Raw genomic sequence first — 15359 nt, 5'->3', positions numbered from 1 at the left:
TACGGGCTTTTCCCTTGTCATTACTTGCATGAACAAGAAATCCGTATAAATTTGTATACCAGTTTAACAGAATGTTTAACCAACAATTAATTTAAAATTCAAATTATGAACAAAACAGATTTAATCGATGCAATGGCTGAAAACGCTGGAATTTCAAAAGCAGCAGCAAAAAAAGCATTAGAGTCTTTCCTTGAAAACGTAGAAAAATCCCTTAAAAAAGGAGATAGAGTATCATTAGTAGGATTCGGATCCTGGTCTGTATCTAAAAGAGCTGCTCGCGAAGGAAGAAACCCACAAACCGGAAAAACTATTAAGATTGCTGCTAAAAATGTAGTGAAATTTAAAGCCGGAGCAGATTTACAAAAAGCTGTGAACTAATAATTTGTATTAGTGAAAAATTTAAGCCTTCCTCAGGGAAGGCTTTTTTTATGTAAAATTTTAAGCTTTGTATTGCTTTTAATACAATAAATAATTAGTTTAGTTAAAAAGACTGCTACAATGATCGCGTTGAAACCAACCAAAGGGCATCTATTAGTCGCAGAACCATCTATTATTGGGGATGTCTCTTTTAATCGTTCTGTCGTTCTGCTTGCCGACCATTCAGATAATGGATCGGTTGGATTTATTCTGAATAAAATTCTCGATTTTACCCTTAAAGACCTTATTCCCGAAGTAAAAGGCAATTTCAAAGTATATAATGGAGGCCCCGTGGAACAGGACAATTTATATTTTATACATAAGGTTCCAGATCTCATTCCGGATAGTATTGAAATAGCCCATGGAATTTATTGGGGCGGAAATTTTGATGCCGTTATGGATTTAATTGCAAAAGAACTTATAGATGATAAACAAATAAAATTCTTTTTAGGCTATTCTGGTTGGGACGCAAATCAACTGGATGAAGAATTAAATTCACACTCGTGGGTGATTACAGAAAATGAAAATAATAAAGATTTGCTTGAAAAGCCTTACAATTCCTTCTGGAAGGATAAAATGTTAGAATTAGGTGGTGAATATGTGCTTTGGTCTAATTCACCAGAAAATCCAACGTATAACTAACCCAATCTTGCTTTCACATTTAGTTTGCTCAATAGGTCTTTTGAAACCTTATGTGAAAAATCCTTTTTACGATATTTACTCACTGGCTGAATTCCCAACGCAACGTTCGTAATAAAAAGTTCATCAGCTTTTTGTAGTTCAAAGGGAGAAATAGAAGATTCTTCTAAATTATATCCTTCTGTTTTCTTCACAATATTAATAAGTTGCTTCCTAATTATCCCAGTAAGGACCCCATCGCTTAACGGAGGTGTTTTTACAGTAGTTCCTTTTACCAGAAATAAATTTCCGTTAAGAGCTTCCACTACACTCTTCTTCTCGTTTATAAGTAAACAATTATTATAGCCATTCTCGCTTGCATAAATACTTCCAAGCACATTTACCGCCCGGTTATTAGATTTTATGGTAGAAAGCAAACCACTGGTCACATAATGGTCTTTAAAAAGCTCAATTTCGTAGGGATCATCATTAAAGAGGTAGAATGAATTCTCCATAGGCTCGGCACTTATCACGTAACCAATATCTCTGGTTGCCGGTGTATAATAACCTCCCTGTAATCTATAGACTGAGAATTTAATTCTGCACGGAGAAGTTGAAAGATCATTGGCCTCAATTATACCTTTTATTTCAGCTTCCAGAAATTCAGGTGAGAAACTAGAAGGGATCTCCATTCTCATAATTCGCATGGAAGCCATTAATCTAAAATAATGGTCTTCCCAGAACATAATTTTACCACTAATTACACGAATAGTCTCAAATACAGAATCTCCATAAGAAAAGCCCCGATTTGCAACCGATAATTTCGCGTTCTCTTTTTTAACTATTTTACCATTTAAATTGATCATAAAAAAACCCCGTTTTTAGACGGGGCAAAGTTACTATTTATAATAAGAATTCTAGGCTGATCCTAGAATCTGTTTTAAGTCTGAAACCATATTATCCCAAAGCATCTTACCTTCGTCTACTTCGTCCTCTTCAGCAAAATCTGTAATCATAAGGGACACATCTTTGGTAATATCATCTACCTGTATACGCAGTTCGAAAAAATAAGGAGTGTCTTCATCATCTACCCATTTAAATTTGATACGCTCATCACTTTTTTTACTAACAAGCTTTGCTTTTTCCTCACTACCTTCCCATATAAAAGTAAAAAATTCCCCCCGGGAATTCACATTATCTGCATACCACTCACTTAAACCTGAGGGAGTTGAAATATATTGGTAAAGTAATGAAGGAGAAGCTTGAATAGGAAACTCCATTTCGTATTTGATCTTTTCTTCCATTCTTGATTAATTAGTTTCGGGCAATATAGATATTAATTAGTAAGATAAAAAGAAATCAAAATAAATAATTCGGAAAATAAAGTTTGTGCCAAATCAAATTGTTTTTATATTTGCACCCGCATTAGCAAAAACTGTAAGGGAGATTGACAAGCTCAGTACTCATGCAGGATTTAAAGCTTTGCAGAATTTATGGCGAGGTAGCTCAGTTGGTTAGAGCGTCGGATTCATAACCCGGAGGTCCCGAGTTCAAATCTCGGTCTCGCTACCAGTAAAAACAAGGCTTTCGAGAAATCGGGAGCCTTTATTTTTTCTCCAGGTACAACATAGGTACAACATTTAAGCAATTTTTCTTATTTATATTAATTGATATCAAATCAATGCATTTGATTACATTTCTTTCGTAAAATCGGAAAATGACTAATATTTGAATGAAATTGGCGAATGATCTGCAAATGATCATTAGTGTTTTATAGCTAGAAAGAATATTGGTATTCACAGCTATTCACGCAATATTTATTCATAATAAATGAAAACTGAAAATTATTCTTTAGTTTCTGATTTAAGTAGTTCAGCACATTTTCCTGCATTTCGTTATCACTACATTCCGGGCAAAGAGCTTCACAAAAAAAATCTTGGACACCGTTCCCCTTTAAAACTTTTGAAACGTTCTTTATTCAGAATTACAAATTAAATAGTTTAGCCATCTTAAAATTTCGGAAAGGAACGGAGTCCGCCAGATTGGTATATTATAATAATCTTTCTTCCACTTCAACTTCTTTTTACTTCTCATAATTTATTAAAACTCCATCCCAGCCTACCCGTTTCACCTTTTTTATAATGCAAAATACCATGATTTAGAAGTTAGCCGGAGTGCATAACCGGTCGGCTACGCTTTCCCTTTTATAACTCCTCTCTAATTCTAAATCATGAAACTGTATTGGCATCAAAAAAGGTAACAGCGACGGCTCTACGGGAAGTAAATTTTAAATCAGAAATCATGAAATCGTATCAAATCCATAAAACTGAAGCGGAAAGAAAGTTAAAAAATCAAAAAAGGAAAACGCTCAGGATACAATAAGTAAATTTTTTAACCTACCCGTGGGTGAAAGCGGGAAACATAAATATTTCAACTTAAAATTTTTTTAATCATGAGTACACTTAGAAACAAAGTACAGTTAATCGGAAATGTAGGTAACGCTCCCGAAATCAAGAACCTTGAAAGCGGCAAAAAAGTAGCCAGTTTTTCAATTGCCACTAACGAATTTTATAAAAATTCCAATGGTGAGAAAGTGCAAAACACACAATGGCATAGTATTGTCGCATGGGGCAAAACTGCAGAAATCGTTGAAAACTATGTTGGTAAGGGAAAAGAAATCGCTATCGAAGGAAAGCTTACTTCCCGAACCTATAAAACTGAAAATGGTGAGAAACGATATGTGACAGAAATTTTAGCCAGTGAAATTCTTTTGCTGGGAGGAAATGCCAGTAATGGCAGCAATTAATCTCTAAAATTAAAGAGGGCGACCTCGTTCAAAGTTTCGCCCTCTTTTCATTATTAATCCAATTAAACAAGATCAATATGAAAACCAAAGTTAATGAAATATCGATAAAATATCAGGGGAATTTTAAAATAAGCCAGGCACCTAAAGTAACTTCTTCCCAAAGTGCCACCGAACTTTTATTCTGTTCCTGGAACAAGGATCAAATAGGGCTGCAGGAATGTTTTAAAGTTATGCTTTTAAATAATGCCAATAAAGTAAAAGGAATATTTGAAGTCTCTACCGGCGGAATCACCGGAACACTAGTAGATTTACGCATCCTATTTGCAGTTGTCTTAAAGTCATTGGCGGTGAATTTGATACTTGCCCATAATCATCCGTCTGGAACCTTAAAACCAAGTGAAGCTGATAAAAGACTAACCGAAAAAATAAAAAATGCAGCGATCCTTTTTGATATTAAAGTCCTTGATCATCTTATAATAACTCCAGATGGCGACTATTTTAGTTTTGCCGATGAAGGTCTATTGTAAACAATCAAAAGCAGAATCTTAACCGGGTCTTAATTTTTAAGGCCCGGTTTTTATTTAAAAATTTCGCAATCAATTTACCCCATTTGTAAGATTAATTTAAGAAGACAAACTTCTGCCTCTTAAAAAATACAATTCATTATTCGTATTGCTCAAAGGCTATTAAATTCTGTTTGATAGTTTGAAATTTTTGTCCCTGCGGGACGAAAAGGCAAAGCAAGAGGATAACCCGCAAAGCGAGGTTAAGCATGCCTTTCTATTTTTAAAACATTGATTATCAATTTTTTAAAATTTATTCAGAATTATTAATCATTGCTATTTGCGACAAATGGGCCCAAAACCACAGTAAAATGGCATTTAAATGTGACAAATTTAAAATTATGGATGAGTTTATAGGTATTCGGATAAAGAAGAAAATTGCAGAACGCTTTAAGGAGTTTTCTAAAAAACATTACAGAACCCACACTGAAACTTTAGCGGGTATGTTGGACTTTTTCTATTACAATGAAATCTCCCCAAAAGAAAATTTCGGTCCTACAGGAAGAAGGCTTGAAAATACTTTCAAGAAAAGAATAAATGCAGTAATCGCCATAATGAAGGATGTAGAAAAGAACAAAGCAAATCCTACACTTGCAATCTTGGAATCCCTTATGGAAGCCGCCGATCCCAAAAATAAAAATCAGATAAGGGATTATGAAGAAGATGATACTCATCCCGATTTCTACAAATAATTCATTATGTATATCACTATTTCAGCACAAAAATTAGGAGGGAATTATTCACCAAGTGTAGCAGACTATGTGGATTATTTGGAAAAAGAGAACCAGATGCCCGAACGAGAACAAAGTCAAAAATTTGAAAATTTCTTTAACCAGTATAACGATGATATAAGCCCGGAAGACGTGATACAGGAAATAGATGCAAATACTTCTAAATTAAAGAAAATTGAACCTAAATTTTACTCGATTACCGTAAATCCATCTCAATATGAGCTTAGAAGACTGGAAAACGATAGCGAGGCTTTAAAACGCTATACAAGGGAACTTATGAAAGATTACGCTTCCTGCTTTAACCGTGAAATTAATGGTCGCCCAATTAGTGTTAACGATATAAAATATTATGCTAAGGTCGAACATCATCGCACTTTTAAAGGAAATGATTTCCAAGTGAAGGAGAATCAGGTTTATGCTACTAAAATACTTCAATTAAAAAATGAAATCCAGAAAATTCATAGAGGTGAAAAAGAAGGAAATATCAAAAAAATTGAGTTGGAAATTAATCGGCTGGAAAAGGCGGCTCCTCATCAAAAGAACGGAAAGCGAATTGTACAGGGAATGTTCAAAGAAGGTAATCAAAGCCATATCCATATTATCGTAAGTCGAAAGGATGTTTCTAATTCAGTCAGCCTGTCACCGGGTAGCAAATACAAATCTTCTGAAGTTGAAATAAAGGGTAAGATGGTGAAAAGAGGTTTTGACAGAGATGCGTTTTTTCAGAAGGCAGAAAAGACCTTTGATAAGAATTTCGGATACCAGCGTAATTTTGTGGAGACTTACCAGGCCCGTAAAACCTATATCCAAAATCCCAAGTTATATTTTTCAGCGGTAATTGGTCTTCCGGCTTCTGAAAGAGCCCTGGCCATGAAAATGCTCCGGGAAAGTGGCCTGCCAATGCTTCCCGTCATTCCCGTATCCCAGGCTCAGCTAACAGTAAAACTGATCAAATCTTTACAGAAAAGTATTGGCGTTGCACTAAGATCCGGTTCAATTGGAATTTAATTCAGGCAATTATGGAAACCTTTAACCTCTATTCAATTATTTTTCTACTTACTGCTGTAAGTATGATTTTTTATGGTGTCTTTAAAATATCTGCTTACGCTTTCATCATCAATACTTTGTTTACCGGTATTCTGCTTTGGGTAATTTTAACCGTTACTCCATCTTTTAATGAAATAGCCAAAGTAGTACTTTATTTAGGTTGCCCTTTAATTCTGGGCAATACGATAATGTATGTATTCCTGCCTAAAAAGGAGAATACGAATATCCCTGCCAAATATGAAGTTCATTTCAAAACAATGAAATCAAAATTTAAAATCGGAAATATAAAGCGAGGAGTTTCTATTATTGGCGCTGCAGGGAGTGGCAAGACAGAGAGCGTTGTGTATAATTTGCTGGAACATTTCAGTAAGCATTTCTTTTGTGGGGTGATCCACGATTATAAGGATTACGAAATCACAGAAATGGCTTACCCCCTATTCAAAAATCCCCATATCCCATTTTACATTTTATCATTTGACAGAATTTTTCATCGTGTAAACCCCATCGCACCTAAGTATATAGAAAATGAAGAGGATATCAATGAAGTGTCCCGGGTACTTCTGGAAAATCTATTGGAACAAAAGGAAACAGGCGCTACAGGAACAGGTAAATTTTTTAATGATGCCGCTCAGGGATTGATTAGCGGTTTGATTTGGAAACTAAAGGTTTCATTTCCTCAATATTGTACCCTACCCCATCTTATAGCAGTTTATCAATATCTAAATACCGATGAGCTTATTAATTTTTTAAAATCCAATCAAATTTCAAGGGCTTTTGCAGATGCCTTTATTAGCGGAAAGGAATCCGAGAGGCAAACTGCCGGAGTAAAAAGTACACTTTCCAACGCTCTTATGAAGATTAGCAGCAAACGTATTTTCATGGCACTTGCAGCCGATGATATCCCGCTCAATATCAATGCCCCTGAGAATCCGGCAATAATTTCCCTGGTGAACAATCCAAAATATGATACCGTTTATTCGCCTATTATTGCGACGGTTATGCACACCGTCGTAAAGCAGATGAGCGTTCGTCATGCCCAATCTTCCTTCCTTCTAATTGAAGAAGCTCCCACCATAAGATTATTGAACATGCATCGAGTCCCGGCCACCTTAAGGAGTTATGACATCGCAACAATTTATGTGATGCAGGATAAGGTACAAAACGATATGATGTATGGAGATAAAGCCAGCAAAGCGATATTGAGCAATTTATCCTATCAATTCTTCGGTAAAGTAAACGATCCCGATACCGCCAGATATTATGAACGTTTTTTTGAAATTATAAAAGATGAAACAAAAACGGTGATGCGCGGCACGGGATTAGATTTTGACACCAAAATTTCTACCGGTGAAAAAGAGATTTATAAAGTTCGCGCCAACACTTTTTTTGGATTAAAACAGGGTGAATTTGTTACCTATGCCGACGGAAAAGATGAAAAGGTTTATTTCCAACATCAAAAAATTCAAAGGCAACTACCTGAAAATGATCAGTTTTATTCAGAAGACGAAATCAATGCAAATTACATTAAAATATACCGGGAGGTTCGACACATGTGTAAGAATGAAAAACCTATTAAAAAATAGCTCATAATAATAAAATATGGATTTATTCCTATTTTATGGATAATATCCTTTTAATAACTTTGTGGAATGATTGAGATATTTAAAATTTCATTATTCCCTATTTCTTATGTTCGCCCTTTTATTGGTGGAATAACTGCCGGATTCCCTTCGCCTGCGGATGATCACCTCGATTCCAACATAGATCTTAATATCGAATTGATTAAAGATAAGGACGCTACATTTTTTGGAAGGGTTCAAGGTGATTCCATGACCGAAGCCGGGATAGACCATGGAGATCTTCTTATCATAAATAAAAGTTTAGAACCCAGAAATGGAAAGATTGCAGTTTGTTTTATAGATGGAGAGTTTACCGTAAAAAGGATCAAAATAGAAAAGGAAATTGTCTGGTTAATTGCTGAGAATAAGCACTACCCCCCTATTAAAGTGAACAAGGATAATGATTTTCTTATCTGGGGGATAGTAACCAACGTGATAAAATATTTCTAATGTACGCTTTGATAGACTGCAACAACTTTTATGCTTCCTGCGAAAGGGTTTTCAATCCTGATTTAAATAATAAACCTGTGGTGGTACTTTCGAATAATGATGGATGTGTAATAGCCCGAAGTAATGAAGCAAAAGCTCTAAATATTCCTATGGGTGCACCAGCCTTTCACTATGAAAAGATTTTTAATGAGAACAATGTGCATGTTTTCTCCTCAAACTATGCGCTTTATGGGGATATGAGCAACCGTGTAATGAATATTCTTTCTAACTACACACCCGATATTGAAATCTATTCCATAGATGAAGCATTCCTTTTATTCAAAGGCTTTAGTGAACATTTTGATTTGGAGAAATACAGTAAAGAAATAATTCGAAAAGTAAAAAGCTCCACTGGGATCCCTATCAGTATCGGTATAGCACCAACAAAGGCATTGGCAAAAGTTGCAAATAAAATCGCAAAGAAATTCTCAGACCGCACCGAGGGAGTGTATGTTATAGACACTGATGAAAAAAGGATAAAAGCCCTGAAATGGACTAAAATAGGTGATGTATGGGGAATTGGAAGACAACATGAAAAACGACTGCTAAAATTGAATATTGATGATGCTTATAAATTCACCCAATTGCCAGATGAATATGTAAAGAAAAAAATGAGTATTGTAGGGTTAAGGCTTAAAAAGGATTTATCGGGTCTTCCCACCTTAGCTCTGGAGGAGGTTTCAACCAAAAAAAATATCGCTGTTACCAGGGCTTTTGAGAAAATGTACTCAAATTATAATGACTTAAGAGAACGGGTGTCTACTTACGCCGTTAAAGCAGCTGAAAAACTTCGCCGCCAGAATTCCAACTGTGCTTTAATACATGTTTTTTTACTCACCAATCCATTTCGAATGGATCTGCCGCAGTATCGAGCAAATATTACTTTACATACCCCCTTCCCTACTAATTCCAGTATAGTTTTAATAAAAACTGCCTTGCTTGGACTATCTAAAATCTATAGGAAGGGATATCAATACAAGAAAGCTGGGATTATGGTAATGGGGCTAACCCCTGAAAACCAAAGGCAATTAGATTTATTTACCAGTGAAGATCCAAGACATCAGATCTTAATGAAAACCATTGACCACTTAAATAAATCAGAAAACGGAAAAATAAAATTTGGTAGCCAGGATCTTGGCCGCACCTGGAAAATGAAGCGGGAAAGACTTTCTAGAAGATATTCAACCCGACTTGATGAGGTAATTATTGTGAAAACTTAATTTAATTTACATGTTACCTGGTTATTAAAAATTCATCTTTACCACCATCCGGTAATAATTATTCTTTATCAATGAGATTTAGTTTGAGTAGGCAGAATCCATGCTGCGAAAATTAATTACAATAGAAAACTATAATATTTTTGACCCCGAGCTACCAATTTTCTAAAAACTGTAGTATTACATTTAAGAACATCAACTTATGGCCATCAACCTTCAGCTAAGGATATTAATTATTTCCTTTACGCAATAAAGAATTGGATTGATAGATCCAATAAAAAAATTAAACTCGGTTTATAGTTTAAATATTATTTTTTAATAAACGATTTAAAAAAATTAGAATCATCCTCCTTTCCTGAAATCTAACTCTACCCATACAGGAACATGGTCGGATATTCTTCTAGCCGCAACCATACCCTGAAAACTTCTATAAAAGTGCACTACTCCTGAGTGCAAAAGTCGAACTTCATTGGAATTATAAAAGATATTGTCATATTTAGATGCCAAACATTCATCTTCAACACAATCCATTTTCATGGTTGTCTTTTGGTCCCGGACTACAGGTCTGAATCCAATTTTCTTCAACGGATTAAAAACAGTGTGACTCTGCGGAACATTGAAGTCGCCCAGGAATAACAGATTATTTTCAGGATATAATTCAGGAAGGAATTTGAAGTATTTTATTTCTGTTTCTGGCTGTTTCTTCTTAGGTATGGCATGAAAATTAACCAGAGTAAAAGCTTTTCCGTTGTAGCTAAGATTGATTAGATAAGGTTCACGATCAATTTCATGAACAAAGTTTTGCTCTAGCCACCCTCTTTTTAACCTTTTGACCTTTGAGGTCTTCCATAGGAAAGCATAGCGTTCCGTTGCATAAGGTGTACTCTCTGTTGGTTCGCTTACCAGGTAATCCCATTTAGCCCCTCTGCGGTTTAAAGCATCGGCCAGTTTCGCCACGGCCTGGGTCCCGCCATAACCTGCAACTATCTCCTGTAGGGCTACTACGTCAAAATCTCTTAAAACATCAGCAACAAAATTTACTTCAGCTTCAGACTTGGTTTTTCCAAAATTCTGAAGATTCCAGGAGGAGACCTTAACCTGTGCAATGAGTAGATTACACCAGACTAGAGAGGTAAGACATAGAATAATGCGTAGTTTTCTCATGAAATAAATTTAATTCTTAAGTCATTCACCATCGGCCGCTGATTTCATTCAGTCTCAATTTAATATTCTTTTAGCTTCTGCCTCACTGTTTGACTTGATCCACTTCTTCTTTGTACAAAAAGGCATGACACCAGCCGAAATCTGTAAGCTGCCCCTCTTTCAACTGAAAGTTTACTGCGAATTGTCGTTCGTAATGAACCTTAAAACCCTCGGGTTTTTCTTCGTAATAGGAAACCAGGTAACCATTAACCTTTTTACCGAAAAAGCAGGCTATGCACTTTGTTTCAAAGCTGCCAACTGTCTTTATTTGCACCGGTGATTCCTTCTTTTTCCAAAACTCCAGTTTATCTACTGCATCTTCTAGAAACTCAGGTGAGTCCTCTAGTTTATGGAGATCAAATTTTTCCACAACCCATTTCAAAACCTGTGCATCTAATAACCTACAGGCCAGATCTATTTGTTTAATAAATTTCTCGGTTTCTTCCTTAGAGAGAATAGGTACAGATGTTTTAAAGGACATAGCTTAATAATATTTTATTTTAATAATTACCCCGAATAGCTTCAGCATCTGTTTCTAAGACTAAAGCACCCAGCCCTGACATCACTGAATACGAAAATGTGCAAAGTCAGATACTTTTCCTTTGAAGGAGTTTCCATCAACAAAAGAATTGATACCTTTGATTCTCATTTTATCGCTGAACTGATGAAAAGACCAATTGATGCCTTTCAATCGATGTGGACCTGAATAAGCAGCGATCCATAGAGGGTAATCTTTAATATGACCTTTCAGGTATTGATGGTAAAAATTGCTGCCGGTGTATACGATTGGTTTGATCCCATAATGCTCCTGGGCGAGTCTCAGCCAGTCTAAAACCCCGGTAATAAGATTTTCCTTTCCGTATTTTCCCATTTCCTCTATGTCCAGAACAGGTGGAAAATCACCAGCTGACAATTCCACAGTGCGTGCAAAGTTTTGGAATTGAAGAACAGAGTTTTCATTAGGCCGATAATAATGATATGCCCCTCGAACATAGCCGCTTTTTGCGGTCGCTTTCCAGTTTCTTTCGTACTGCTTATCCTTTCCATCAGAGCCCATTGTTGCTCGTACAAAAACATACTCTATGGGATGTGCGGAAGAATTGACCTCATCCCAATTTATTGTTCCCTGATAATGGGATATATCAATTCCGAAGCTCTTCTCAGAAGTATAAAGCCATGTATTCTCTTTTCCGATAAAGAAGGTTGAATTATTTGAGAAAATCCATTTTGGTAAATACTGCTTTCCGACGAATCCACTAAATAGTGCTATCATTACAGATAAGCATCCTATTGTCAGGAAGATCTTATATATCTTTTTTGAACCACATCCCGGATTTTTGTTCTTCAGAATTATATATTTTTTGAGACTTAGCACCAACAGGACAAATCCTAACAGGCACATGAGAAACAAGCATCCAATGATAAAGGCTGTTAATGGGTTTTGTCTAACAAGTTCAATGAGGTAATAAAGGTATTGTTCCATTTGGCATGAATTATTGGTGATCATCCATTTATAGAACAAAATCGAAAAGGTAACCTACATTTTTGGAATTGTATTACGTTGATCTTTAAATTTCTCACTGTTAGGTCATCAAAGGGCTTGGAAAATTACTCCAGGAGCACAAAGCCTGCCCAGTAAAAAGGGGAATGCTCCAAAGCCATTTCACGCTGAGCTATATTTAATGACTTATACGGGGAATGACCGTTAATCAGGTTTTCATAAAAGATCTTGAATAATATGGAAGTCTCTTTATCGGGCACTTGCCACAGACTGACGATCTGATCTTTTACACCTGCGAGTTTTAAAGCTCGCTGCAATCCAAAAACTCCTTCTCCACCGGATATATCCCCCCGCGCTGTTTCACAAGCAGAAAGCACCATTAGATCGACCCCGCCAAAATCCATTTTAGAAAGTTCAAAGGCTGTAATAATTCCGTCACTTTCCTTAACCGACCCAGTAACATCCTCCCGGGACAATAGTATGCCACTTCTGAACATGGAATTGTCCTCTAAAAAATTCTGGTTCATCATATCAAAGGTGCTTGAAAACACTGAACTATTTTTCTTAAAGTAGAAGCCGTGAGTAGCTAAATGTATTATATTATACTTGTCCTTGTTCAAATCTCTAAACGTTTTTTCAGAGGCTTTTTCCCCGACCCACTTGGAAACCATTCCATTTGCAGAATTAAATATCCTTTCAATGGTGTCCACTTCTTGTCTGGTGTATTGCAAATCATTGAAGAGACCTGATTCCAAACCTTTTTTGATCTGATTATCAAGTGAAGAAAAACTCCGAACATCGCTTTTGTTTATTGATCCGAAGGCTGCATCTCCAAATAAGGCAATATGGTTCTTTTTTTCCTGTCCTTCTGTAGGATTAGGAGTGATTAAATCCCGAGTGCTTCCCAGAAGGTGCATTTCATAGGGTTGATCAAGCAGTAAAGCAGGAAAGGATACCATATGAAGCAAACCGCTAATTGAAAGGTATACATTCGAGGAGTCCTCTAATTCATGAGAAAGAGGTTGCCATATTATGTCTAAAAATTCTGTTTTTTGAGACCCATACATCACATCCATTCTCTCCTGGACATTGCCTTCTTTATTCATAAAATCTTCAAGATCTTTTTCCCGGAAGAGATGAATTAACTCTGGATATTCTGACTCTTTCTTTAATACAAGTGCGAAATAGTTCACTTCTTCACCCTCCTCGCGAGATAGCTTTAAAGGAAGGTTGATGATCTCTATGGCTACTTCAGTAGGTTCTAAACTATCTCTTACCTGTTCCCAAGTTACACCTCTGGGATCAAAAGGTGAAAATGAATTCATTGTCACTAATTTCAACTTCAACTCCCTTTCCTTTTCTGTTATTTCTGAACTGGTGGATCTTAATTTTTCTTCATTTGTTGTGTACAGGATCTCTTCTTTGTTCTTCAAGAGCTGATGATATTCTGTCTGAATATTTTTTGGAGCTCCGGAAATGAAGCGCCGTAAATGCTGATTGCTATTTAGAGCTAGCTGCTTTGTCGCTAATATGTTATTGTACAGCCGTTTTGCAGACTCTGGACCATTTTCACTCACATAATAACTATTCAAGAAAATTATTCGCTTTTCAGTTTTGGACACAAAGCTTTCCTTTTCTTCTTCTGTGAGAAAAATAAAATTAGAAGCAACTTGATCAAATATTTGGTCTTCTATCTCATTTAGAAGTTCCTCCTCAACTTCCTTCCGGGATGCAAGGGAACTCAACAAAATATCATTATATAGATCCTTGTTCTCGCTCCTTACAGGGGACAGAATTGTTTGTAATTCCTCTATTAATTCTCCTGCTCTCTTATTGTCTCCTATCTGGTAATAGAAATTTCCCAACTGCCGGAGAACCGAGACATATTGATAACTGTTTTTTCCTGCTTTGTCGATCACTACGTCCAAAGCTGCTGAATACGATTTTTCTGCCTCCTGAAGCAATTGTAGTTTTAATGTCTTTTTTTCTTCAAAAACAGCCCTTATGTTGTCCCACCAGGATCTTTGTATTAACACAGAAGCTTCATAATCATTTTCGGCTGCCCAAGTCAAAAAATTTCCTTTTACGATCAGGAAGTTAAAGTAAAGAGGAGTGTCTTTTTTATCCTCTGCTATTATCTGGGCTTTTTTCAAAAGTTCCTGTACAGATCCAAATCTGTTCATATGCATTTCAGTAAGCGTAGCAATAAGTAATAATCCCAGATAATTCCGAGATTCTGTATTTAAGCCACTGTCTTCGTACATTCTTAAAGTTTCCATGTTTATGCGGGCAGATTTGGAGAAATCTCCCACTCTTAAGGCACGATCTGAAAAGAGCATTCGGCCTTGGATCTGATAATATATATCATCAACGGTTAATTCCTCATGTAATTCCTCCAGCTCTTCAAAATATTGCTCAGCTTTATAATATTCACCTTTCTGCAGATTCAATTCAGCCAGTGCCAGTAGCGGGTAAGAAAGGAAGGAAGCTTTCTGTTCCTGTAGAAGATCAGAATTGGACAAAGTCATTGCCTGCTTGTAAAGTTCTTCCGCCTCACCTGAACTGCCGGAATTCTTCAAACAATGGGCATAACTAAGATAAGCACCATATCTGGTGGTAAGGCGCTGTGTTTTATCAAATCTTGTATTTGAGTATAACTTCGAAAGAAAGAAAAGGAAGGAAACAGGGGTTCTATTCACCTCTTTATTGAAAGCTTTTTCAGCATATTTACAGGCTTTGAGAATTTCTCCCCTATTCACAAGATCCTCCGTTCTCTCCAGATGTTCATATTTGTCTGCCAGCTGCTTTGTTATATACAGGGAGATTCCGTTTGAGAAAAGATAATTGACAAATGGCATTATGAGGACGCAAGCCAACATCCCTAGCAGCTTGAAGAAATCTCCTTTTTTAAACCCATTTTTAAAGGACGAAATGAGCATTCCAAAGAAGACAAAAATCAGAAAAAGAGCAAACAGAAGAATGACAACTACAAGAAAACCTACCCTAAGCAGTTCTGTGAAATAAGCAAACCCCCAGAAGCCTTCAGGATCGGCTATATACCAGATAACATGAATTACGTTTACAATCAGATACAGAACCAGGGCAAGACCGGCAAAGAACAAAAAGTTGCTGAATTTTTCTTTCATAC

The 15359-nt window shown here is 36.2% G+C and carries 15 protein-coding genes and 1 tRNA gene; 10 read left to right on the top strand and 6 right to left on the bottom strand.

Annotated elements, in window-relative coordinates; translation table 11 throughout:
* Positions 1–105: 105 nt before the first annotated feature.
* Both Q1K34_RS06385 and Q1K34_RS06380 read left to right on the top strand, forming a co-directional pair.
* Complete coding sequence (locus Q1K34_RS06385) at positions 106–378, top strand: HU family DNA-binding protein (protein WP_006990442.1); 273 nt, start codon at positions 106–108, stop codon at positions 376–378.
* Between the two features lie 120 nt (positions 379–498).
* The gene (locus Q1K34_RS06380) at positions 499–1059 is read left to right on the top strand and encodes a YqgE/AlgH family protein (RefSeq protein ID WP_300436041.1); all 561 of its coding nucleotides are present in this window, start codon (positions 499–501) and stop codon (positions 1057–1059) included.
* Here Q1K34_RS06380 and Q1K34_RS06375 read toward each other — a convergent pair.
* Positions 1056–1901 (bottom strand): aminotransferase class IV, encoded by an 846-nt coding sequence (locus Q1K34_RS06375; RefSeq protein ID WP_300436038.1) that lies wholly within the window; start codon positions 1899–1901, stop codon positions 1056–1058. The two genes, Q1K34_RS06380 and Q1K34_RS06375, sit on opposite strands and share 4 nt — an antisense overlap.
* Positions 1902–1952: 51 nt before the next feature.
* Entirely contained in the window at positions 1953–2339 is a 387-nt protein-coding gene (locus Q1K34_RS06370) for an START-like domain-containing protein (RefSeq protein ID WP_300436035.1), read from the bottom strand.
* Between the two features lie 191 nt (positions 2340–2530).
* Here Q1K34_RS06370 and Q1K34_RS06365 point away from each other — a divergent pair.
* From Q1K34_RS06365 to Q1K34_RS06330, 8 genes are all read left to right on the top strand, one after another.
* Positions 2531–2607, top strand: a tRNA-Met gene (locus tag Q1K34_RS06365).
* Positions 2608–3487: 880 nt separating this feature from the next.
* Complete coding sequence (locus Q1K34_RS06360; protein ID WP_300436032.1) at positions 3488–3841, top strand: single-stranded DNA-binding protein; 354 nt, start codon at positions 3488–3490, stop codon at positions 3839–3841.
* 77 nt (positions 3842–3918) lie between these two features.
* On the top strand, positions 3919–4368 hold the full coding sequence (locus Q1K34_RS06355) for a RadC family protein (protein WP_251740875.1): 450 nt from the start codon (positions 3919–3921) through the stop codon (positions 4366–4368).
* A gap of 347 nt (positions 4369–4715) precedes the next feature.
* The gene (locus tag Q1K34_RS06350) at positions 4716–5096 is read left to right on the top strand and encodes a BfmA/BtgA family mobilization protein (RefSeq protein WP_347709965.1); all 381 of its coding nucleotides are present in this window, start codon (positions 4716–4718) and stop codon (positions 5094–5096) included.
* Positions 5097–5102: 6 nt separating this feature from the next.
* The gene (gene mobB, locus Q1K34_RS06345; RefSeq protein WP_300436028.1) at positions 5103–6143 is read left to right on the top strand and encodes a MobB family relaxase; all 1041 of its coding nucleotides are present in this window, start codon (positions 5103–5105) and stop codon (positions 6141–6143) included.
* Positions 6144–6154: 11 nt separating this feature from the next.
* Entirely contained in the window at positions 6155–7765 is a 1611-nt protein-coding gene (locus Q1K34_RS06340) for a type IV secretory system conjugative DNA transfer family protein (RefSeq protein ID WP_300436025.1), read from the top strand.
* A gap of 66 nt (positions 7766–7831) precedes the next feature.
* Complete coding sequence (locus Q1K34_RS06335) at positions 7832–8251, top strand: translesion error-prone DNA polymerase V autoproteolytic subunit (protein WP_300436022.1); 420 nt, start codon at positions 7832–7834, stop codon at positions 8249–8251.
* The gene (locus Q1K34_RS06330; RefSeq protein WP_300436019.1) at positions 8251–9510 is read left to right on the top strand and encodes a Y-family DNA polymerase; all 1260 of its coding nucleotides are present in this window, start codon (positions 8251–8253) and stop codon (positions 9508–9510) included. The genes Q1K34_RS06335 and Q1K34_RS06330 overlap by 1 nt, the downstream gene beginning before the upstream one ends.
* A gap of 339 nt (positions 9511–9849) precedes the next feature.
* Here Q1K34_RS06330 and Q1K34_RS06325 read toward each other — a convergent pair whose 3' ends face one another.
* From Q1K34_RS06325 to Q1K34_RS06310, 4 genes are all read right to left on the bottom strand, one after another.
* A complete protein-coding gene (locus Q1K34_RS06325) occupies positions 9850–10671 on the bottom strand; it encodes an endonuclease/exonuclease/phosphatase family protein (protein ID WP_300436017.1) in 822 nt (273 codons plus the stop codon).
* 82 nt (positions 10672–10753) lie between these two features.
* Positions 10754–11191 (bottom strand): hypothetical protein, encoded by a 438-nt coding sequence (locus Q1K34_RS06320; RefSeq protein WP_300436014.1) that lies wholly within the window; start codon positions 11189–11191, stop codon positions 10754–10756.
* An 81-nt stretch (positions 11192–11272) separates the two neighbouring features.
* Positions 11273–12193 carry a GH25 family lysozyme gene (locus tag Q1K34_RS06315; protein WP_300436011.1) on the bottom strand — a complete coding sequence of 307 codons (921 nt, stop codon included), beginning with the start codon at positions 12191–12193 and terminating at the stop codon, positions 11273–11275.
* Between the two features lie 125 nt (positions 12194–12318).
* Complete coding sequence (locus Q1K34_RS06310; RefSeq protein ID WP_300436007.1) at positions 12319–15357, bottom strand: CHAT domain-containing protein; 3039 nt, start codon at positions 15355–15357, stop codon at positions 12319–12321.
* Positions 15358–15359: the final 2 nt, after the last annotated feature.

The sequence above is a fragment of the Christiangramia sp. genome (assembly GCF_029937855.1).
In the GTDB taxonomy this organism is placed as follows: domain Bacteria; phylum Bacteroidota; class Bacteroidia; order Flavobacteriales; family Flavobacteriaceae; genus Christiangramia.
Note: the sequence above shows the minus strand (reverse complement) of the source record. Positions and strands in the feature narration are given on the sequence as shown.

Excerpts from the sequence above, each read along its gene's own strand:
- Q1K34_RS06385 (WP_006990442.1), top strand. The coding sequence starts at position 106 with ATGAACAAAACAGATTTAATCGATGCAATGGCTGAAAACGCTGGAATT.
- Q1K34_RS06375 (WP_300436038.1), bottom strand. The coding sequence starts at position 1,901 with ATGATCAATTTAAATGGTAAAATAGTTAAAAAAGAGAACGCGAAATTA.
- Q1K34_RS06310 (WP_300436007.1), bottom strand. The coding sequence starts at position 15,357 with ATGAAAGAAAAATTCAGCAACTTTTTGTTCTTTGCCGGTCTTGCCCTG.
- Q1K34_RS06315 (WP_300436011.1), bottom strand. The coding sequence starts at position 12,193 with ATGGAACAATACCTTTATTACCTCATTGAACTTGTTAGACAAAACCCA.
- Q1K34_RS06335 (WP_300436022.1), top strand. The coding sequence starts at position 7,832 with ATGATTGAGATATTTAAAATTTCATTATTCCCTATTTCTTATGTTCGC.
- Q1K34_RS06355 (WP_251740875.1), top strand. The coding sequence starts at position 3,919 with ATGAAAACCAAAGTTAATGAAATATCGATAAAATATCAGGGGAATTTT.
- Q1K34_RS06380 (WP_300436041.1), top strand. The coding sequence starts at position 499 with ATGATCGCGTTGAAACCAACCAAAGGGCATCTATTAGTCGCAGAACCA.
- Q1K34_RS06360 (WP_300436032.1), top strand. The coding sequence starts at position 3,488 with ATGAGTACACTTAGAAACAAAGTACAGTTAATCGGAAATGTAGGTAAC.
- Q1K34_RS06370 (WP_300436035.1), bottom strand. The coding sequence starts at position 2,339 with ATGGAAGAAAAGATCAAATACGAAATGGAGTTTCCTATTCAAGCTTCT.
- mobB (WP_300436028.1), top strand. The coding sequence starts at position 5,103 with ATGTATATCACTATTTCAGCACAAAAATTAGGAGGGAATTATTCACCA.
- Q1K34_RS06320 (WP_300436014.1), bottom strand. The coding sequence starts at position 11,191 with ATGTCCTTTAAAACATCTGTACCTATTCTCTCTAAGGAAGAAACCGAG.
- Q1K34_RS06325 (WP_300436017.1), bottom strand. The coding sequence starts at position 10,671 with ATGAGAAAACTACGCATTATTCTATGTCTTACCTCTCTAGTCTGGTGT.
- Q1K34_RS06330 (WP_300436019.1), top strand. The coding sequence starts at position 8,251 with ATGTACGCTTTGATAGACTGCAACAACTTTTATGCTTCCTGCGAAAGG.
- Q1K34_RS06350 (WP_347709965.1), top strand. The coding sequence starts at position 4,716 with ATGGCATTTAAATGTGACAAATTTAAAATTATGGATGAGTTTATAGGT.
- Q1K34_RS06340 (WP_300436025.1), top strand. The coding sequence starts at position 6,155 with ATGGAAACCTTTAACCTCTATTCAATTATTTTTCTACTTACTGCTGTA.